This window comes from Desulfurobacterium crinifex (genome assembly GCF_054656775.1).
On record NZ_BAAHXO010000001.1, the window covers coordinates 77,139 to 92,386 of the forward strand.

General features: G+C 37.5%; 16 protein-coding genes. 9 read left to right on the forward strand and 7 right to left on the reverse strand.

All coding sequences use genetic code 11. The features are described from left to right. Positions 1-43: 43 nt before the first annotated feature. Positions 44-850 (reverse strand): motility protein A, encoded by an 807-nt coding sequence (locus ACYQ3A_RS00460; protein ID WP_459894464.1) that lies wholly within the window; start codon positions 848-850, stop codon positions 44-46. A 120-nt stretch (positions 851-970) separates the two neighbouring features. On the opposite strand from ACYQ3A_RS00460, the gene ACYQ3A_RS00465 reads away from it, so the two are divergent. From ACYQ3A_RS00465 to ACYQ3A_RS00480, 4 genes are read left to right on the forward strand one after another with little or no spacing between them, the layout of a single operon-like run. Continuing rightward, the gene (locus ACYQ3A_RS00465) at positions 971-1,579 is read left to right on the forward strand and encodes a GTP-binding protein (RefSeq protein WP_459894467.1); all 609 of its coding nucleotides are present in this window, start codon (positions 971-973) and stop codon (positions 1,577-1,579) included. A gap of 13 nt (positions 1,580-1,592) precedes the next feature. Then, a complete protein-coding gene (locus tag ACYQ3A_RS00470; protein WP_459894469.1) occupies positions 1,593-2,195 on the forward strand; it encodes a purine nucleoside phosphorylase YfiH/LACC1 family protein in 603 nt (200 codons plus the stop codon). Positions 2,196-2,217: 22 nt separating this feature from the next. Next, positions 2,218-2,775 (forward strand): hypothetical protein, encoded by a 558-nt coding sequence (locus ACYQ3A_RS00475; RefSeq protein ID WP_459894471.1) that lies wholly within the window; start codon positions 2,218-2,220, stop codon positions 2,773-2,775. 16 nt (positions 2,776-2,791) lie between these two features. Continuing rightward, a complete protein-coding gene (locus ACYQ3A_RS00480; RefSeq protein WP_459894473.1) occupies positions 2,792-3,574 on the forward strand; it encodes a hypothetical protein in 783 nt (260 codons plus the stop codon). A gap of 223 nt (positions 3,575-3,797) precedes the next feature. Here the strand turns inward: ACYQ3A_RS00480 and ACYQ3A_RS00485 are convergent, their stop codons facing one another. Then, the gene (locus tag ACYQ3A_RS00485) at positions 3,798-5,201 is read right to left on the reverse strand and encodes an endo alpha-1,4 polygalactosaminidase (RefSeq protein ID WP_459894475.1); all 1,404 of its coding nucleotides are present in this window, start codon (positions 5,199-5,201) and stop codon (positions 3,798-3,800) included. A gap of 336 nt (positions 5,202-5,537) precedes the next feature. Between ACYQ3A_RS00485 and ACYQ3A_RS00490 the strand changes: the two genes are divergently transcribed. After that, on the forward strand, positions 5,538-5,684 hold the full coding sequence (locus ACYQ3A_RS00490) for a hypothetical protein (RefSeq protein WP_459894478.1): 147 nt from the start codon (positions 5,538-5,540) through the stop codon (positions 5,682-5,684). Here the strand turns inward: ACYQ3A_RS00490 and ACYQ3A_RS00495 are convergent. Beyond that, positions 5,681-6,331, reverse strand: coding sequence for a hypothetical protein (locus ACYQ3A_RS00495; protein WP_459894480.1), 651 nt, complete (start codon positions 6,329-6,331; stop codon positions 5,681-5,683). The two genes, ACYQ3A_RS00490 and ACYQ3A_RS00495, sit on opposite strands and share 4 nt — an antisense overlap. 234 nt (positions 6,332-6,565) lie before the next feature. On the opposite strand from ACYQ3A_RS00495, the gene ACYQ3A_RS00500 reads away from it, so the two are divergent. After that, positions 6,566-7,075, forward strand: coding sequence for a hypothetical protein (locus tag ACYQ3A_RS00500; protein WP_459894482.1), 510 nt, complete (start codon positions 6,566-6,568; stop codon positions 7,073-7,075). A 271-nt stretch (positions 7,076-7,346) separates the two neighbouring features. On the opposite strand, the gene ACYQ3A_RS00505 is transcribed toward ACYQ3A_RS00500, so the two are convergent. After that, positions 7,347-8,324, reverse strand: coding sequence for a c-type heme family protein (locus ACYQ3A_RS00505; protein ID WP_459894484.1), 978 nt, complete (start codon positions 8,322-8,324; stop codon positions 7,347-7,349). Between the two features lie 199 nt (positions 8,325-8,523). On the opposite strand from ACYQ3A_RS00505, the gene ACYQ3A_RS00510 reads away from it, so the two are divergent. Beyond that, on the forward strand, positions 8,524-9,492 hold the full coding sequence (locus ACYQ3A_RS00510; protein WP_459894486.1) for a diguanylate cyclase: 969 nt from the start codon (positions 8,524-8,526) through the stop codon (positions 9,490-9,492). Between the two features lie 375 nt (positions 9,493-9,867). Here the strand turns inward: ACYQ3A_RS00510 and ACYQ3A_RS00515 are convergent, their stop codons facing one another. Next, positions 9,868-10,452 carry a GTP-binding protein gene (locus ACYQ3A_RS00515; protein ID WP_459894489.1) on the reverse strand — a complete coding sequence of 195 codons (585 nt, stop codon included), beginning with the start codon at positions 10,450-10,452 and terminating at the stop codon, positions 9,868-9,870. 201 nt (positions 10,453-10,653) lie between these two features. Here ACYQ3A_RS00515 and ACYQ3A_RS00520 point away from each other — a divergent pair, with 201 nt between their 5' ends. After that, entirely contained in the window at positions 10,654-12,351 is a 1,698-nt protein-coding gene (locus ACYQ3A_RS00520; RefSeq protein ID WP_459894492.1) for a sensor domain-containing diguanylate cyclase, read from the forward strand. Between the two features lie 74 nt (positions 12,352-12,425). Next, positions 12,426-13,592: an IS256 family transposase gene (locus ACYQ3A_RS00525; protein ID WP_459894494.1), complete on the forward strand. Its 1,167-nt coding sequence runs from the start codon at positions 12,426-12,428 to the stop codon at positions 13,590-13,592. A 59-nt stretch (positions 13,593-13,651) separates the two neighbouring features. Here the strand turns inward: ACYQ3A_RS00525 and ACYQ3A_RS00530 are convergent, their stop codons facing one another. After that, entirely contained in the window at positions 13,652-13,876 is a 225-nt protein-coding gene (locus ACYQ3A_RS00530) for a hypothetical protein (protein ID WP_459894496.1), read from the reverse strand. A 757-nt stretch (positions 13,877-14,633) separates the two neighbouring features. Further along, a complete protein-coding gene (locus tag ACYQ3A_RS00535) occupies positions 14,634-15,215 on the reverse strand; it encodes a hypothetical protein (protein ID WP_459894498.1) in 582 nt (193 codons plus the stop codon). Positions 15,216-15,248 lie beyond the last annotated feature (33 nt).

The following is a 15,248-nucleotide window of genomic DNA, read 5'->3' on the forward strand; positions in this document are numbered from 1 at the left end:
TTTCTTTAAAAGAAGACCCAGTGTAGAAAATACACACGGATGCCTATTCTCTTCCTTCATTCGATTCCTCTTTAGTCTCTTTAATAGTAATGCTGTTGTTTTTACCTATTAAGGATTCTACAAGCGAATCTCTGATAATTCTCGGAGAAAGTCCATCCAACATGAAAATGATGGCTTTTTCCGTGAGATTAAGTAGGACTTCCTCTTTAGATCTCAGATATCGAAGCCTGGAGGCCAGAGGAGTGAATATCATGTTCGAGATTATCAACCCGTAAAAGGTTGTTAACAAAGCCAGGGCAAGTCCCTGTCCTATTGTCGATGGATCCTTAAGATTTGCAAGCATATATACCAGTCCTATAACTGTTCCAAGAAGTCCAAAAGCCGGGGCATACGTTCCAAGAATTTCCATAAAGTTTATGGCATTGTCTATGTCCTCAAGATATGTTTTCTTCTCGATTTCAAGGACTTCTCTTATTTGCTTAATGTCAGATATTTCCATTGCAAGCTGAACAGCCCTTTTTATCCCTGGATATGGTACCTTCCTTGAATTAACAACTCTTTCAAGTCCAAATAATCCGTCTCTCCTGAAGCTGATGCTTAGCTCACTCAAGAAGCTAATGAATTCCATCATATTTATCCTCTTATCGACAATAACCCTTAAAACAGGTGTAAGGACTCTTCTAATTACGTCAAGAGGAAGGGAAGCTAAACCGGCTGCAAATGTTCCAACAATAACAAAGAGAACTGAGGAAGATTCGAAAAATAATTCAGGACTTCCTCCCATTGCTAAAGTAGCCAAAAGAACAATAAAAGGAGAGATAAGAACAAGCGCAGAAAAGGCTCCGAACATTTCCCCTCCTTGTGGTTTGAAAATCTGGCAAAAAATTATATAATTTATGTCCAAATTTTCGATATATCTATAACCTCTATCAATCCCTGTAGAAAGGAAAAAGGAGGGGAAAATCAACCTATGGGAACAGATAGGAAAACCATAGATGGAAACGAAATCTTTCTTAAAATCGTCTACTGGGGTCCGGAACAGTCAGGTAAAACAAAAAACATTGTCCAGTTGAGTAGGTTGTTCACCAAATCCGGACGTCTTGTAACCCTCGTTGGAGAGGATGGATTTACTGTGTGCTTTGATTTTCTCAATCCTGTGGTCACTTTAAAAAACGGTTATAAAGTGAAGTATCTGGTGTTTGCAGCTCCCGGTAGAGACGCTTTTAAGCTTTCCAGAGAACTTGTCCTCCAAGGTACAGATGGTGTTGTATTTGTTGTTGATTCAGACATAAAACGGCTGGATGATAATAAAAAATCTTTTTCAGAGTTGTTAAGTCTCCTTGAAAAACATGAAAAAATTTTTGGGAAGGTACCCATTGTAGTTCAATACAATAAGAGAGATCTGCCTACCGCTTTACCGGTGGAAAAGCTTCGTAAAGAACTGAATCTTGAATCGTATCCGGAAGTAGAAGCCACGGCCATCAACGGGGAAGGAACTCTTGAAACATTTGAGCTTATTGCAAGGGAAAGTCTAAAAACCTTCATTAAGGAAGCAGGATTTTCTGATCTCATTTCCTGATCAGGAATGAAGAATGAAATACAAGATATTTATATCCAGAAAGCCTGTTGATGGAAGGCTGATAAAGAGACTGGAGGGACTTCCCGTATTGACCACTTCTCCTCTAGGAGAAGGGAAAATTGTTTTTTCTACGGTAATAGAAACAAACTGTAGTGCTGATGCAATCGTTACGGACAAAACAGATCACTGGATTGGTGTTCTAACAGCCGATTCTCTGCCTGTGTTCATTATAGGAAAGGAAGCAGTTGGAGTGGTTTACGGAAGCTGGGAAAACATTTTGAAGGGAAGTCTTTTCAAAACAGTTAAATATATAGAACGATTTTCGAAAGTATCTTCTGCAATTCTTGGAATTTCCATCTGTGAAAAATGCTACCTTGTAGAAAAAGAGGTTTACAGTAAGTTTCTTCCCAGATACAGGAACTGTTTCAGGCAGACACCAAGCGGAAAGTATTTCTTTGATCTAAAAAAAGCTGCAACCATCCAGTTATCGGCTGCTGGAGTAGAGAACATAGGAATAATAGATGGGTGCACCGTATGCAATAACGATATTTACCATTCCTTCAGCAAAGAGAAAACAGAAAAAAGGATTCTTTCAGCTATCAGAATATTAAGGTAACAAAAGGAGGACAAGAAGAGAGATGAAAAACTACAGAAACCTAAGAATAGATCAGGAAGTTTATGAACTGCTTAGAACTAAAAAAGAGGAACTCCAGAAGGAGAAAGGAGAAAAAATAACCTACAGTCAGCTACTTAAATATCTGATTAGTGGAGAAATCTCTACTTCGGGAGATCAGGGAGTTTCATTATTATCACCGGAAGTTCTGGTAAAAATACCACAATTGGAGGAAGTACCAATTAAGTGTGAGATGCAGGTTCCTATACGTCTTCCTGAACCTGGAGTATTACTTTCTGATGAAGTTGAAGCCAGAGTTAGAAAATATGCTGACGAACAAAACGTTCCCTTTAGTGAGGCTGTAAATATCCTTTTACTCTACGCTCTTCAACTACGCAGTGAGGTATTTGTAATACTACCATCAGATCTAAAAGAAGAGTTTGAAAGACTTCACTCTGTTCTGGAGAAAAAAGAAAGAGAGAAGTTGAAGAAAGATTTGAAGAAGCTTGTAACCATGTATACGAAAAAGCTCCTCAAAAGCTACTCAAAGAAAGTGAAATCCAGAACGCAGTTCAGCAGGTAAAAAGGTGAGGATAGCGATGAAAAATCAGGAGCAAAAAGTTAACAACAGTCAGCGATCTGCAAAGTCTTATCCTGATAAGGTTCTTTTCAATTTCCTTTATCAACTGCAAATACCATTTAGCATTAGAATTGGACTTGACGGAAAGGAAGACAACGTAAGGCTTCTTGCTTATTCCATTGCCAACAGGGAAATTGTCTTAAGTAATCTAAAGGAAGTCAGGCTACCAGACATAAATCAGATTGAAGTTACAGGAAGACATGCTGCTGATTTCTTCAAAAAAGTGCTTTGCAATCTTCCAGAAAGCAGTGAACTTCAGCAGTTTGAAGGAAAGAAAATAATCATTTATCCCTTTGGAAGAAAAGGATACATTAAAGCCCGTCTTGTGAAAGCATATCCATACTTCTTTGTTCTTCATACTGAAATACTAAAGCGATCAGGAAAGAGAGCAGGAAATTCACATGCTTACATCATCAAATACAAATTATTTACTTCTGCCTATTCACTTTTCAGACCGTACCCGGAAGACCTTACAGAAGAAGGGGTGCTCTACGACACAGTAAAAGCAGGTAAGTGGAGAGAAGAATTTACAGAACTTGCAGGTTACTTGAAAGAAATCCTTGGTAAAGAAAAATCAAAGTTCCTTACTTTTGCCCTCAAAGACGGAAGAGAAATAATGGGAGTTTTTGAGAAATACAGGTCAATGAACGATCCTTTTAGCTACAGGGTTTTTAATCCTGATAATCCCAAGGAAGGAATTACGATATTTAAGCATGCCATTGATGATTTGTGGGAAAACTGAAATAGAAATGAATACAGTAATTGACTTGTTCATGGGTTCCTGCTCTGTCCTCCTGGTAAATCTGCCTCTCCTCCCAGAATAAGGGCGTGGAGTTTCCTCCCCTCTCCGGAGGGGAGAGACGCTTTTTTTATCGGTACAGTTTGTTTTGTTTTAAGATTAAAAGCTTTAACCTGATACAAGGGGTTTCTAAATCTATTGTGTTCTCTTTCGATCATTCGTTTTCTTAGTAATTTCCGTAGTCGCAACTCTTTACAAAGCTGCCGTCAAGCTCAATGGGGAAAACTATAGTTTTAAAGTTTCTGTTCATCGCATCACTGCAGAGCTCTTCAAAAGCCGTTTCGTTTTCCACATAAACTTCACTGTATTCTGCGTTGAAAACAGGTTTTCCCTGTTCTATAAAAGGCATTAACGTATCACACTCGTTGAATTCATGACACTGTTCGTTGAGAGCAAAGTCAAAGTAAGTAACTAAATCCTCAATCTGCTCCAGGTCATTTTTCAGACCAACTAACAGTACCCTTTTCTTTGCCTCTATAGCAAGAAACCTATTATAGTTAAGCTGGTCTTCATAAGTCAGCGGAAAACCCGAGTTGTTCAGGTATCCGTCAACGTTATCAGGTTCTATTCCATCACATCCTTTCTCTTTTGCCAAATCAAGGCGGGACTTCATTATTTCTCTAACGTTTTCACTCCTTATATCAATCCATCTTTCTCCTTCCCAATCTTCAAGGGGATTTCCCAATTCTTCTTCTTTAAACCTATTTGCATCGGGACGCCAGTTCTCGTACGTTCCGGCACTAAAATAGCAAATTACAACTTTTCCATTTTCTTTAAGCTGCTGTATAGTCTCTTCTGGAGTATCAAAAAGATCAACATCGTAGAGCTTGGCTGGGATGTCAGTTCTTAAATCACCATGAAGTTGCCAGTACCATGTTGTTTCTGTGTTTATCTGAGCAAATGCAAGCCATGTGACAGGTGTAGTTGTAATTATCTCTTTCCATGGTCCAGGTGGAACCTCGTTTTCGTCAACGAACTGCCAGTCAACGTAATCCACATCTTCAAGTCCAAGATAATCTCTGACCGCAGGACTTACGTCAAGCCCAGCTCCGTTAATAGGGTTGGAAGGTTGAGCATTACCAAAAACGTAGTCAAAGTCATCTTCTCCGAAGGGTCCTACATCTTCCCACTGGGCATAAGCAACTTTATCTCCTTTAATAATTTTTATCCAGCGGTTTTTAAGGATTGAGCCGTTTGTTTCAAGTAGTTCTGGTTTGTACCATGGGATCTGTTTGGCTATCTCTTTGAAGTTTCCGTTTTCGTCAAAGTCATTGAAAGGGAGTGCAAAGTAGAATGGATTTTCTGAAGGTACAAACTTTGCCGGATAGTAATCCAACCTGTTGAATGGATCGTCGGTACCTCCATAGTGCCAGAGCCAGATATCATCCCAGGCACTGCTGATGTTGGGAATGTATTCGTTTTCCTCGCTTCCTTGTTCTCCAACATAGAACCATGTGGTTTTTATATTTTTATGAATGGGATATCCTGATTGGACTGTTCCTCCTCCGCCTCCCCCTCCACAGGAGAGAAGAATAAAAACCACGGTTGAAAAGGTTAGCAGTTTTCTCATAGTTTCCATTCCCTATTCAGGTATGGTACTGTCTATTTTAACCTAACTGTTTTTTCTCTTCGTTCACCCTGCAAAAGACTGAAAGAACTCGGTCGTGAGGACTGGAGCTTTCTAATAGCTTTGAACAATCGATATCTTTTTATCGTCACATTCTCCTTTCAAATGTGAATGAGATACCGCTTGGGATGAAGGTTATGTTGTGTCCAATAATGATAGGCTTTTATGTCAAGCAAGCCTTTGTGATACAAAGGCTGTACGAGCATTAAGAGCGTTAATATAATTAGGTGGCTTTAAACCATTGTGTAACAATGACTTGTAATTTTTATTGGAGACACCATGAAGGTTATAGTTGTGATAAATCATGGAGCTGTTGAGATTCAATACGGTGGATTTCTCCTGCTTCAGTATCTTCTGTGGTTAAATCAGTTTCCCTTTCATGAACTTTTTATAAATCTAATATCAAGTACTTGTGAGACTATTTAGTATCTTGCTGACTTTCTATTCAAGGCTAAACTCTCTTTGGTTTCTTTTTTTAGCTTCCCAAAATCTTTACTTGGAATAATGAGCATGCCTGGTATCCAATACCATAAAAATTCTCTTGGTTTCTTAAGTTCTCTCGTATATTCTTTATTTACTTCCTCTGAATAGAGAATTACATAGTTCTTAAAGTACGTCAAAACTAATATAAAAGAGTTTCCTACCAGTATTATTAGCAGGAATATAGGAACAAAAAGAATGCTTATTACGACTACAGGAAATAAAAAATAACCAACTATTCTCTTTCTATTCTGTTTCTTAAAAAAATCAATTCCTGCAACTACAAAGTTATCAATGGCAACTTTAAAGGAAAAATTAAGTAATTCTATCGGCTTGGAAGGTACAACTTTAAAATTGCTTGAGTCGATTAAAGTATCAAGTTTGCATTTGGATATAAACAACTTCTCTTTCCATTTAAAAATTTCCTTCCAAAAGTTAAATATAAGCAGTACAAGGAGGTAATCATTTCTGGTGGAAAGATAGATAGCTAACAAGAATAAAGAAGTTACTGATACAGCTGTAATGTAGTTCCAGTTTAGAATTTTTTCTTTACCTGTCAGAATTCTTTCCTCGCTTAAACTTTGCTTGATCATTAAGTCTTCCTGTACTTATTACGTAGAGTTATTAAGAATATAACAATCAAGAAAGGTTTTTACTATGAAAGCAAAAGAGGAAATAGTAAATGCACTGGGTATTTGAAAATATTCACTATTATAAACCAGTATGTAAGAGAAGCCTGGAATCTTGATAAAGCATATATCAAACACCAAAGCTTTGTAATGTATACTCCTGATGATGAACTTAAATGATAACCTCGGGAAATGAAAATGAAGAGGGTTCTTTTACTTCTTGCCAATATTTTTCTCGTTTTCTCTATGGCTTTAGCAGATACTTCTCCATTAGGACTTATTCTCGGGAAGACTACCATTAAAGAGCTAAAAGCCAAGTACAGGGTTAAACCTGTTAAGCTGGATGAATACAGCGATGAAACTGTTTTCTCCATAGATCCGGAACAAACAAGCATAGAAGAGTTATCAAAAGCCCATGCTATCTTTGACAAGAAAGGTAAGTTAGTATCAATAGATCTCTTATTTCCAAAGTATAAGTTTGATGAGGTTACTCTTGTTTTATCCAGAAAATACAAGTCTTTAGCTCCAATTGATAAATGGTTTTATACAGCAAGATTTGAATCTTCAGACTCATTAATACTCATTGAAAGAGAGGGAATTCTTTATATCAAGGTAACCTACATTACTAAAGATTTCTGGAAGAAAAAGAACAAGCAAATAGAGAGAGAAAAAAAGAAAAAATTTAAAAGGCTGGAAGGCAACCCATGAGCAAATTTTGGGCAAAAAGAGATAGAATAGAATCCCGATGTTTTTAGAATTTATGAATAGCCTTCCTTTTTGAGTTCTCCCTCGTCTCCTCCCCTCGAAAGAGGGGAGAGAAACCTTTTTCAGATTCAGACATGATAAAAGAAACCTCTTATGCTGATTCCAAACCCTAAGCCCGGTAAAGAACCGAGGGAACCACAGTTGAAGAGTAGAAAATGGATTAAAGAGAAATAGTAAAAATAGAGAGCTACCCGACAGGTAGCCCATACAGTTTTTACTGCCTTTTCCTCTTCAGTCTTTCCATTGCAATTTGCACGCTGGCTCTTAGTCTTTCGATAGCAATAGCAAGCTTTGTAATTTCATCCTTTACATTTTCTTCCTTAAGTCCTTTAACTCCTAAATCAATGTTAAGCTTGCCGAGGCTAATATCGTGAGCTGCCTTTGTGAGTCTTTCTATAGGAACAATAATTTCTTTCTTGGCAAAGAACCAGAAAATGAGGAATGCAATGATTAAAGCTCCTACGTTCCAAATGTCAATAAGAGATGCAGCTGTTGATAGAACACTTGGAGGAAGAATCGTAACACTTATAATACCTCTTAGGTCGCCTACCCTATAATTAATAGCCCTGTCAACGTTGTCTCCATACTTGGCCCTGAGAGCTTTCATGATAGCAGATGGTATCTGTTCAGGTGAACCATGACACTTCAGACAACCTTCCTTAACATAAATTGCCTTCGCAAACCTGAATTTATCTCCATCCCAGCTCCAGAACTCTCTTTTTCTTTCTTTGCTTTTCACAATCTCTTTAATCGCCACGCTTTCCCACTTATCAGGCTTATCCTGAGGTGCCATGTATCTGTCAGAGACAACTCTAAATGTCCAACCATACTCTGCCTTTGAAAGCTGTGAAAGCTCTCTTGTAGCAAGGGCAGGGTTGTGGAGGTAGAAGTGAGTCTCTCCAAAATCCATTAGAGCTTCACCAGTTCCGTAAGCCTTTGCTGTTCCGTTTTTTGTTTCAAACTCCATGAGATAACCAATATCGGAAGTATACTTATTTTTGGTCCATATTCCCCCAAAACTGGCTGACCACTTACGGAAAATCAAAATTTGTTGAGCAATACTTCTACCCTGAGCGACAAGACTCTTCTCGTAAGTCTTGTTCAGAAGATGGATAAATGATAGTGTTGATAGAAGCAGAACAATCACAAATACTATGAGGACTTTTTGAGTAATGCTCAGATTTTTTAGCATTCCGTTCCCTCCCGTGTTTTCATTATTTTCCATCTCCATCTCTGTTAATTGTAGCATTACTCCGGGGTCTTTATAGCACAACAACGGCAAAAAACGTTAAAATTTCCCGAACAGATATAATCCTGCTGCAGAAAAACTTGAGGAGATGGCTAAAGGGTGCTTTTACTTGTTGGGATACTAAAACATCCGGGGAGGGGAAATGAAGATTTACCTAAGTCCGGATACGAGATCAGATAAACCCATTAAAGAATTTATGACTCCAGATCCATTTACTGTGAAGCTTTCAGACAGTGTAAAAAAAGTTATTGATACTATGGGTTTCAGCAAGATCGGTAGTGCTATCGTGGTGAATGAAGAGAACTATCCGGTCAATATACTGACTAAATCAGATATCCTTAAGCTAATGATACTTAATTACACCGATATCAACGTTGGAGAAGCTCTCAAAATTCTAAAGATAGAAACAAGAGAGCTAATTACCGTTAAAGATGAAACTCCTATTCTGGATTGTATGAAACTTTTCTTTTCAAGAAGAATAAAGCATCTTCCTGTTATTAGCAAAAGCAACAAGCTTGTTGGGATAATTTCCGTAAGCGACGTAATACAAAAAGCTTCTATTTTGTTCTTTACAGACAACCTTACAGAGCTTGGCAATAGACATTATCTTGATTCTATAAAGCTCAAGATTATCAGGTACAAAGAAAAGGCACCTATTGGTATTCTCATGATAGATGTAGATAACTTCAAAAAACTCAATGACACTTACGGACACTTTTTCGGTGATATAGTTTTAAAAGAGATTGCAAATGTTCTTGTCAAGAACACTCGAGTAGTTGATGAGGTTATTCGCTATGGAGGAGAAGAGTTTCTTGTTATCTTGTTCAAAGCTTCTGAAAAGGTAATAAACAGAGTTGCCGAAAGAATACGGAAGAATGTGGAAAGCTTAAAGTTTGAGGATTATCCGGAGCTAAAGGTAACAGTTAGTATAGGAGCAACTCTGTGTACTTCGTCTGTCCGATTTGAAACGTGTATTGAAACAGCCGATAAAGCTTTATATGAAGCAAAAAATGCCGGAAAGAATAGAACTGTATTCTTTCCATGTTTGCGCTTTAAATCCTTTCCAATTTCAGTTTCTTCCCTTACTGAAGATAAAAAAAGCTTTTTGTAAAATGCTTTATGATTAGGAAAATAATGGTTGGGTGTCGGGGGAGAACCTGATATTTTGTAATTATTTCCACATCCCTTTTATTCCCCTCTTCCTCCTCGGTTTTGGGAGATCCTCCCCTCGAAAGAGGGGAGAGACTTTTTTAAGTAAAGAGTACGGAATTTTGTTATTTTTGTAAGAGTAAGACCTACTTCTTCCCCTGTTATGCTAATCCTCCATGAGACCTCCACTCAACCCCTCCCCGTGTAAAACGGAGAGGAATCTTTTATCTTGATGGATAGCTGAAAGTGAGCAGTGAATAATGTACTGGAAAGAAAAGCAAAGAGCACACCAAGCAGTTAAAAAATGGAAAGCCCCAGATATCCAGTTTAAGGTTGATTAAATGCCTTTTATTTCCTCTTTTTTCCTCTTTAAAAAGTTTTTAAGACTCTGCTTGGCAATTTCCTTGAAAGTTTCTACAACTCCAATGCCTTTAACTGCCACAGCTTCAACTTCTGGATAGCTGTTAAAGTTTAACTCTTTCCTGAGTTCTTCCACAGGAAGAGCTGTTTTCAGATCTCTCTTGTTGTACTGAAAAACAATAGGAATGTCTTCAAATCCTCCTATTCCTAAAAGTCCCTGAAGTTCGTGCAGGGATTTCTTGTTGTCCTCTAATGCTTCTTTTTCCGAGTTAACAACAAAGACAACACCATTCATCCCAGCAAGAACAAGTTCTCTCGCAAGACGTGGGGCATCTTTTCCAGGAGAAGCATAAAGAACGTATTTAACGTTTAAGCCACCCGGAAGAGTTAAGACTGGATTGTAAAACTCAAAATAAATAGTGCTTCCGTCTTCTCCTAAGAGAGTTACAATCCTTCCTTCTTTTTTGAGAAGATTCCCAAGCTTCAAAATATTGGTTGTTTTCCCTGCTCCTTCAGGTCCCCAGTAGATAATCCTTAAATGGATTTCCTGACTTAGATTCATAGTACCTCTCTTTTATCCATATCTTCCAATTATTGCTCCTTATCACTATTTAAGTTTATTTACTTTCGTTCTTTTTACAAGTATCAATTTCCAATTGTAAAATATAGTAATTTGTGATATATTATCAATATGCGGAGTTATAATAGATCAATTAGAAATCTACGTATTCTGAGACAGAGGCTTCTCTCCATAAGGGAAGAGATGAACAAAGTATCTCCCGAAAGTTCTACTCTAATTCAGGTTTTCACTTCCCACGTAGATAAGGAGGAGATTCGGTCCATTCAGAAAGAAATAACCAGAGTATTTCCTGAAGCTTCAATAATAGGAGTTTCAACGGCCGGAGCAATAGCTAATGGAGAAATAGTTGAAAAAGGTTGTGTCCTTTCTGTGACACAGTTTGATAGAACAAACGTTAAGATAGCTTTATCAGCAGAGGAGGATTCTTTTCAAAGAGGAGTTGAAATAGCAAAATATGTGAACTCCTCGTTCCCTAAGGCAAAACTAATGATTTCCTTCACCGATGGAATTTTCACGAACGGAGAGGACTTCTTAAAAGGAATTCAATCAGTTGATTCTGATATTACTGTGACCGGAGGAATGGCCGGAGATAATCTCAAGTTTGAGAAGACTTACGTTTTTACTGACAAAGAGATCTTAGACAGGGGAACTGTCTGTGCAATTCTGGAGGGTGAGAATCTAAAATATGAAACCGATTACTGCTTTGGTTGGAAGCCGATAGGGAGAACGTTTACTATCACAAAGGTGGAAGATAACAGAGTTTATGAGATAGAGGGTGTTCCAGCTTTAGACTTTTATGCCAGCTATCTGGGGAAAGAAGTTGTGTCTTTTATGCCAAATATATCCCTTGCTTTTCCATTGATAATAGAAAAAAACGGAATTCCTGTAGCAAGAGCTTGTATTAGAGTCAATAAAGACAAATCACTGTCTTTTGGAGGAAACTTTTCACAGGGAGAACAGGTAAGATTTGGAATAGGTTTGCCTCCTCAAATTTTAAAGGAGTGTAAGGATAAGCTGAAAATAAAAGATATGTTTAAACCGCAGTGTATATTCGTTTTCTCCTGTGCAGCGAGAAAAAGTATTATGTCTTCCTACATAAAAAAAGAGATTAACCTCTTTTCTCCATACCCTGTAGCAGGATTTTTCACTTACGGAGAGTTCTTTTCCCATAATGGAAAGAAAGAGTTTCTGAACCAAACAGCAACAATTCTGTTCTTATCCGAATCTGAAGAGTCCGGTGATGATACAAAAGAAAAACCTTTCTTAATAAAAGAGAATGGAAAAGACAGAAGCTTTTATGTTAAAGATTTCAAAACAATCTTAACCATTGGATTAATAAACCTTGTTGATCGTTTATCGATAGAACTGAACGAGAAAAATAAAGAACTGGAAAGAATATCCCGAATAGATTACCTCACAGGAGTTTATAATCGCTTGGCGCTGATGGAATTTTTAGAAAGAGAGGTGGAGAGAGCTAAAAAGTACAAGAAACCTCTATCGGTTCTGCTCTTGGACATAGATGACTTCAAACATATAAATGACACTCAAGGGCATCTTGTAGGAGATAAAGTTCTCAAAGAATTGGTTGAAGAGATAAGGAAAAACATAAGAAAAGTGGATATGTTAGGACGTTATGGCGGAGAAGAGTTTGTTGTAGTGCTTCCGGAAATCGGATTAAGAGAAGCAAGAGAAGTTGCTGAGAAAATAAGAAAGAGAGTGGAAAAGCGAAAGTTCACGCATTCTTTGAAAGTAACCATAAGTATTGGGGTAACAGAACTTGATCTTCTGAAAGATACAGTTGATTTTCTCCTCTCAAAAGCGGACAACGCCATGTATATGGCCAAGAGAAAAGGGAAAAACAAAGTCTGTTTAAATGCTTAAACACTCTTCCACAAAATATTTTAGGGAGTGTCCACCCAAGTGTGTAAAAATTAAACCTAAAGGAGGGTGGACACATGAAAAAGAAATATGATCCAGAACTCATTAAGGATGATCTTAGGAAGCTCATCCAACAAACATTAAAAGAAGCCTTAGAAGCAGAGCTTGAAGAGTTCCTTGGCTATTCAAAGTATGAGCGTACTAATTCTAACAACTCCAGAAACGGCTATATCTCCAAGACTGTTAAAACCGCAGCTGGAGAAGTAGAGATTGAAACTCCAAGAGATAGAAAGGGAGATTTTGAACCCAAAATAGTCAAAAAACGCCAGACAGTCCTTGAAGACCTGGAGAACAAGATAATAGCCCTATATTCAAAGGGAATGACAGTAAGAGACATTCAGGAATTACTCTCCGACATGTATGGAATGGACATAAGTCCTTCTTTGATTTCAAAGATTACCGACAGACTAACTCCGAGAATAGAAGAATGGCAGTCAAGACCACTTGAAAGAATTTACGTTATCCTCTACATAGATTGCATCTTTTGCAAAGTACGACAAGATGGCAAGGTAGTAGATAAAGCAGTTTACGTAGTTATAGGCGTAAATAAAGAAGGACGAAAGGAACTCCTTGGTTTCTGGATAAATGAGAGCGAAAGTGCCAGTTTCTGGTTCAAGGTACTAAATGACCTAAAAAGTAGAGGAGTCAAAGACGTTCTGATATTTAGCGTGGATAATCTGTCAGGTATAGAAAAAGCCATAAAAGGAGTATATCCTCAAGCAGAGATACAAAAATGTGTAGTTCACCAGATAAGGAACTCATTAAGATATGTATCGTGGAAAGACAAAAAAGAATTATCATCGGATCTCAAGAGGGTTTATGGAGCAGCTACACTTGAGGAAGCAGAACTTAGGATGAACGAGTTTGAAGAGAAATGGGGAAGTAAATACCCACACGTAGTAAGGAGTTGGAGAGCTAATTGGGAAGAGCTTATGGCTTACTTTAAGTATCCGCTTGAACTCAGGAAACTTATGTACACGACGAACATCATAGAGAGTGTTAATAGTAAGTTCAGGAAGGTAACAGATGGAAAGAGGGTATTTCCGAGTGATATGTCAGTTCTTAAGAACCTCTATTTAGCTGCTTTGGAACTTGCGAAAAAATGGAACAGAAGTGTTATCAAGGATTGGGGTATTATTTACGGGCAGCTGTCAATAATTTTCGAGGAGAGGTTAGAGGCATGATAGAATTTACACAGTTCTATGGACACTCCCATATTTTATGCTCTTGGAATAGTTGTATTTTACACTTCCAGTTCCTCTATGAACTGGAAAGAATTTTGAGGAATAATGAGTGTTCTCTGCTTTGCCTTTTCTTTTTTAAGTCTCAGGTATTCTTCTATATCTTCCTTAAAACTGAAGTAACCTGAAACCCTTATGTAAGCATTATTAATAAACTCCAAGTTTTCTGCAAACATGTAAGTTCCCTCTGAACATGTTGGGGAAAAGACTACGAGATAAATCTTCATTTTTCCTCCCAGTATATTAAGTAGTACTCCGTTTCTCAACGGAGAAAGCGGTAGTGGGAGGACGCCCACCCCCTCCATAGATGCCACTCCCGAAGGGGGAGTGCCACCAGCCAGCCAGGGCGACTTTCTGGCTTTCACTACCGCTTACCAGTAATAATTAACCCAATTTTACCAAGTTTCAACTATTTGCATTATATAAATTCACTACATGTAAACGTATTAGCAATACTTTACATCTTCTGAACAAAAGTCTTATAGTTGTGAAAACAGTACTGTTTGGTAAGTTTCTGTGATGATTTCCTGGAAACTTTGGGTAGGAAAAGAAGTTGTTTATCCTCCATGCTCTAAGTAGTAATGAGAGCTTAACTACGAGTTCCGGTTAATATTCAGTAGAAACAGGCAAATTCTGAAAATTTCAACTAAGCTTGAAAGAGAAACCGTAAGAAAAAACAAGATAAAATTCGCCGGCAAAGGAAGTTCCTTTGCCGGCAAGCGTCTTCTTCTACCCGACGGCAACAGATGATAGTACTTATCAGCAGTGGCAATTATAGCAAAGTTAAATTAAAGTTAAAAAAATTTTAAATTCTTGTAAAGAATCGTTACGGCAAATTGTAATAAATTCATTCGTAATCGTACTTTTTCCTATGCAGCCATTTTTATTGATATTCTGAGGCTTATAGTATTAAATCCCTACGTGTAATTATCTACCTTAAAAACTCTCATAAAACTGAAGAAACTCCAGGATAAGAAACCCACTTTATAGAGATGAAAAGTACAAACTTCGTGAGAATAAAAAGTAGAGCAATATAAAGCTACTTGTGTTCTCATAGCTTCCCAGTGCTTGTTTAGCTTCTCCAAATAACCACTCAATTCTCTCTCTTTTTTTGTAGAGCTTATCTGAACTTGCAGGCTCGGAAACAAGCTTCCTGTGATAGCTCCTTACAATTCCTTGGTTCCTGGTTTTCGCGTAATGTTTAAAATCAACTTCAACAACAAGAGCGATAAACTCTTTAGTCTCTCTTAATAAAAGTTTCCAGGCTTTCTGGAGAAATGACATTATTGGGGTGCTTTCACTTGGATATTCCTTTGTCTTCCCATGCTTTGGGGTTTTGAACATAAATTTATTAGTACCTATCCTCTCTCCTTGAGTTATGCTTTGACTATTTTGAGTATCTTCCTGGGGTTTAGTTTTTTCAGTCTCATAAGGAAGAAAGAATAAACCTTTTTTATTTCTCTTAGAAACTTTTAAACACCTTTTACCCCTCTTGTCAAGACAGACTATGTTAAAATAGTGTAAAGTTTCTTTATTGGGAATTCTAAAGTTGTTATTTACAGTCATTCTAAAAATACATTTCAAAAAGTTTCATCTGAA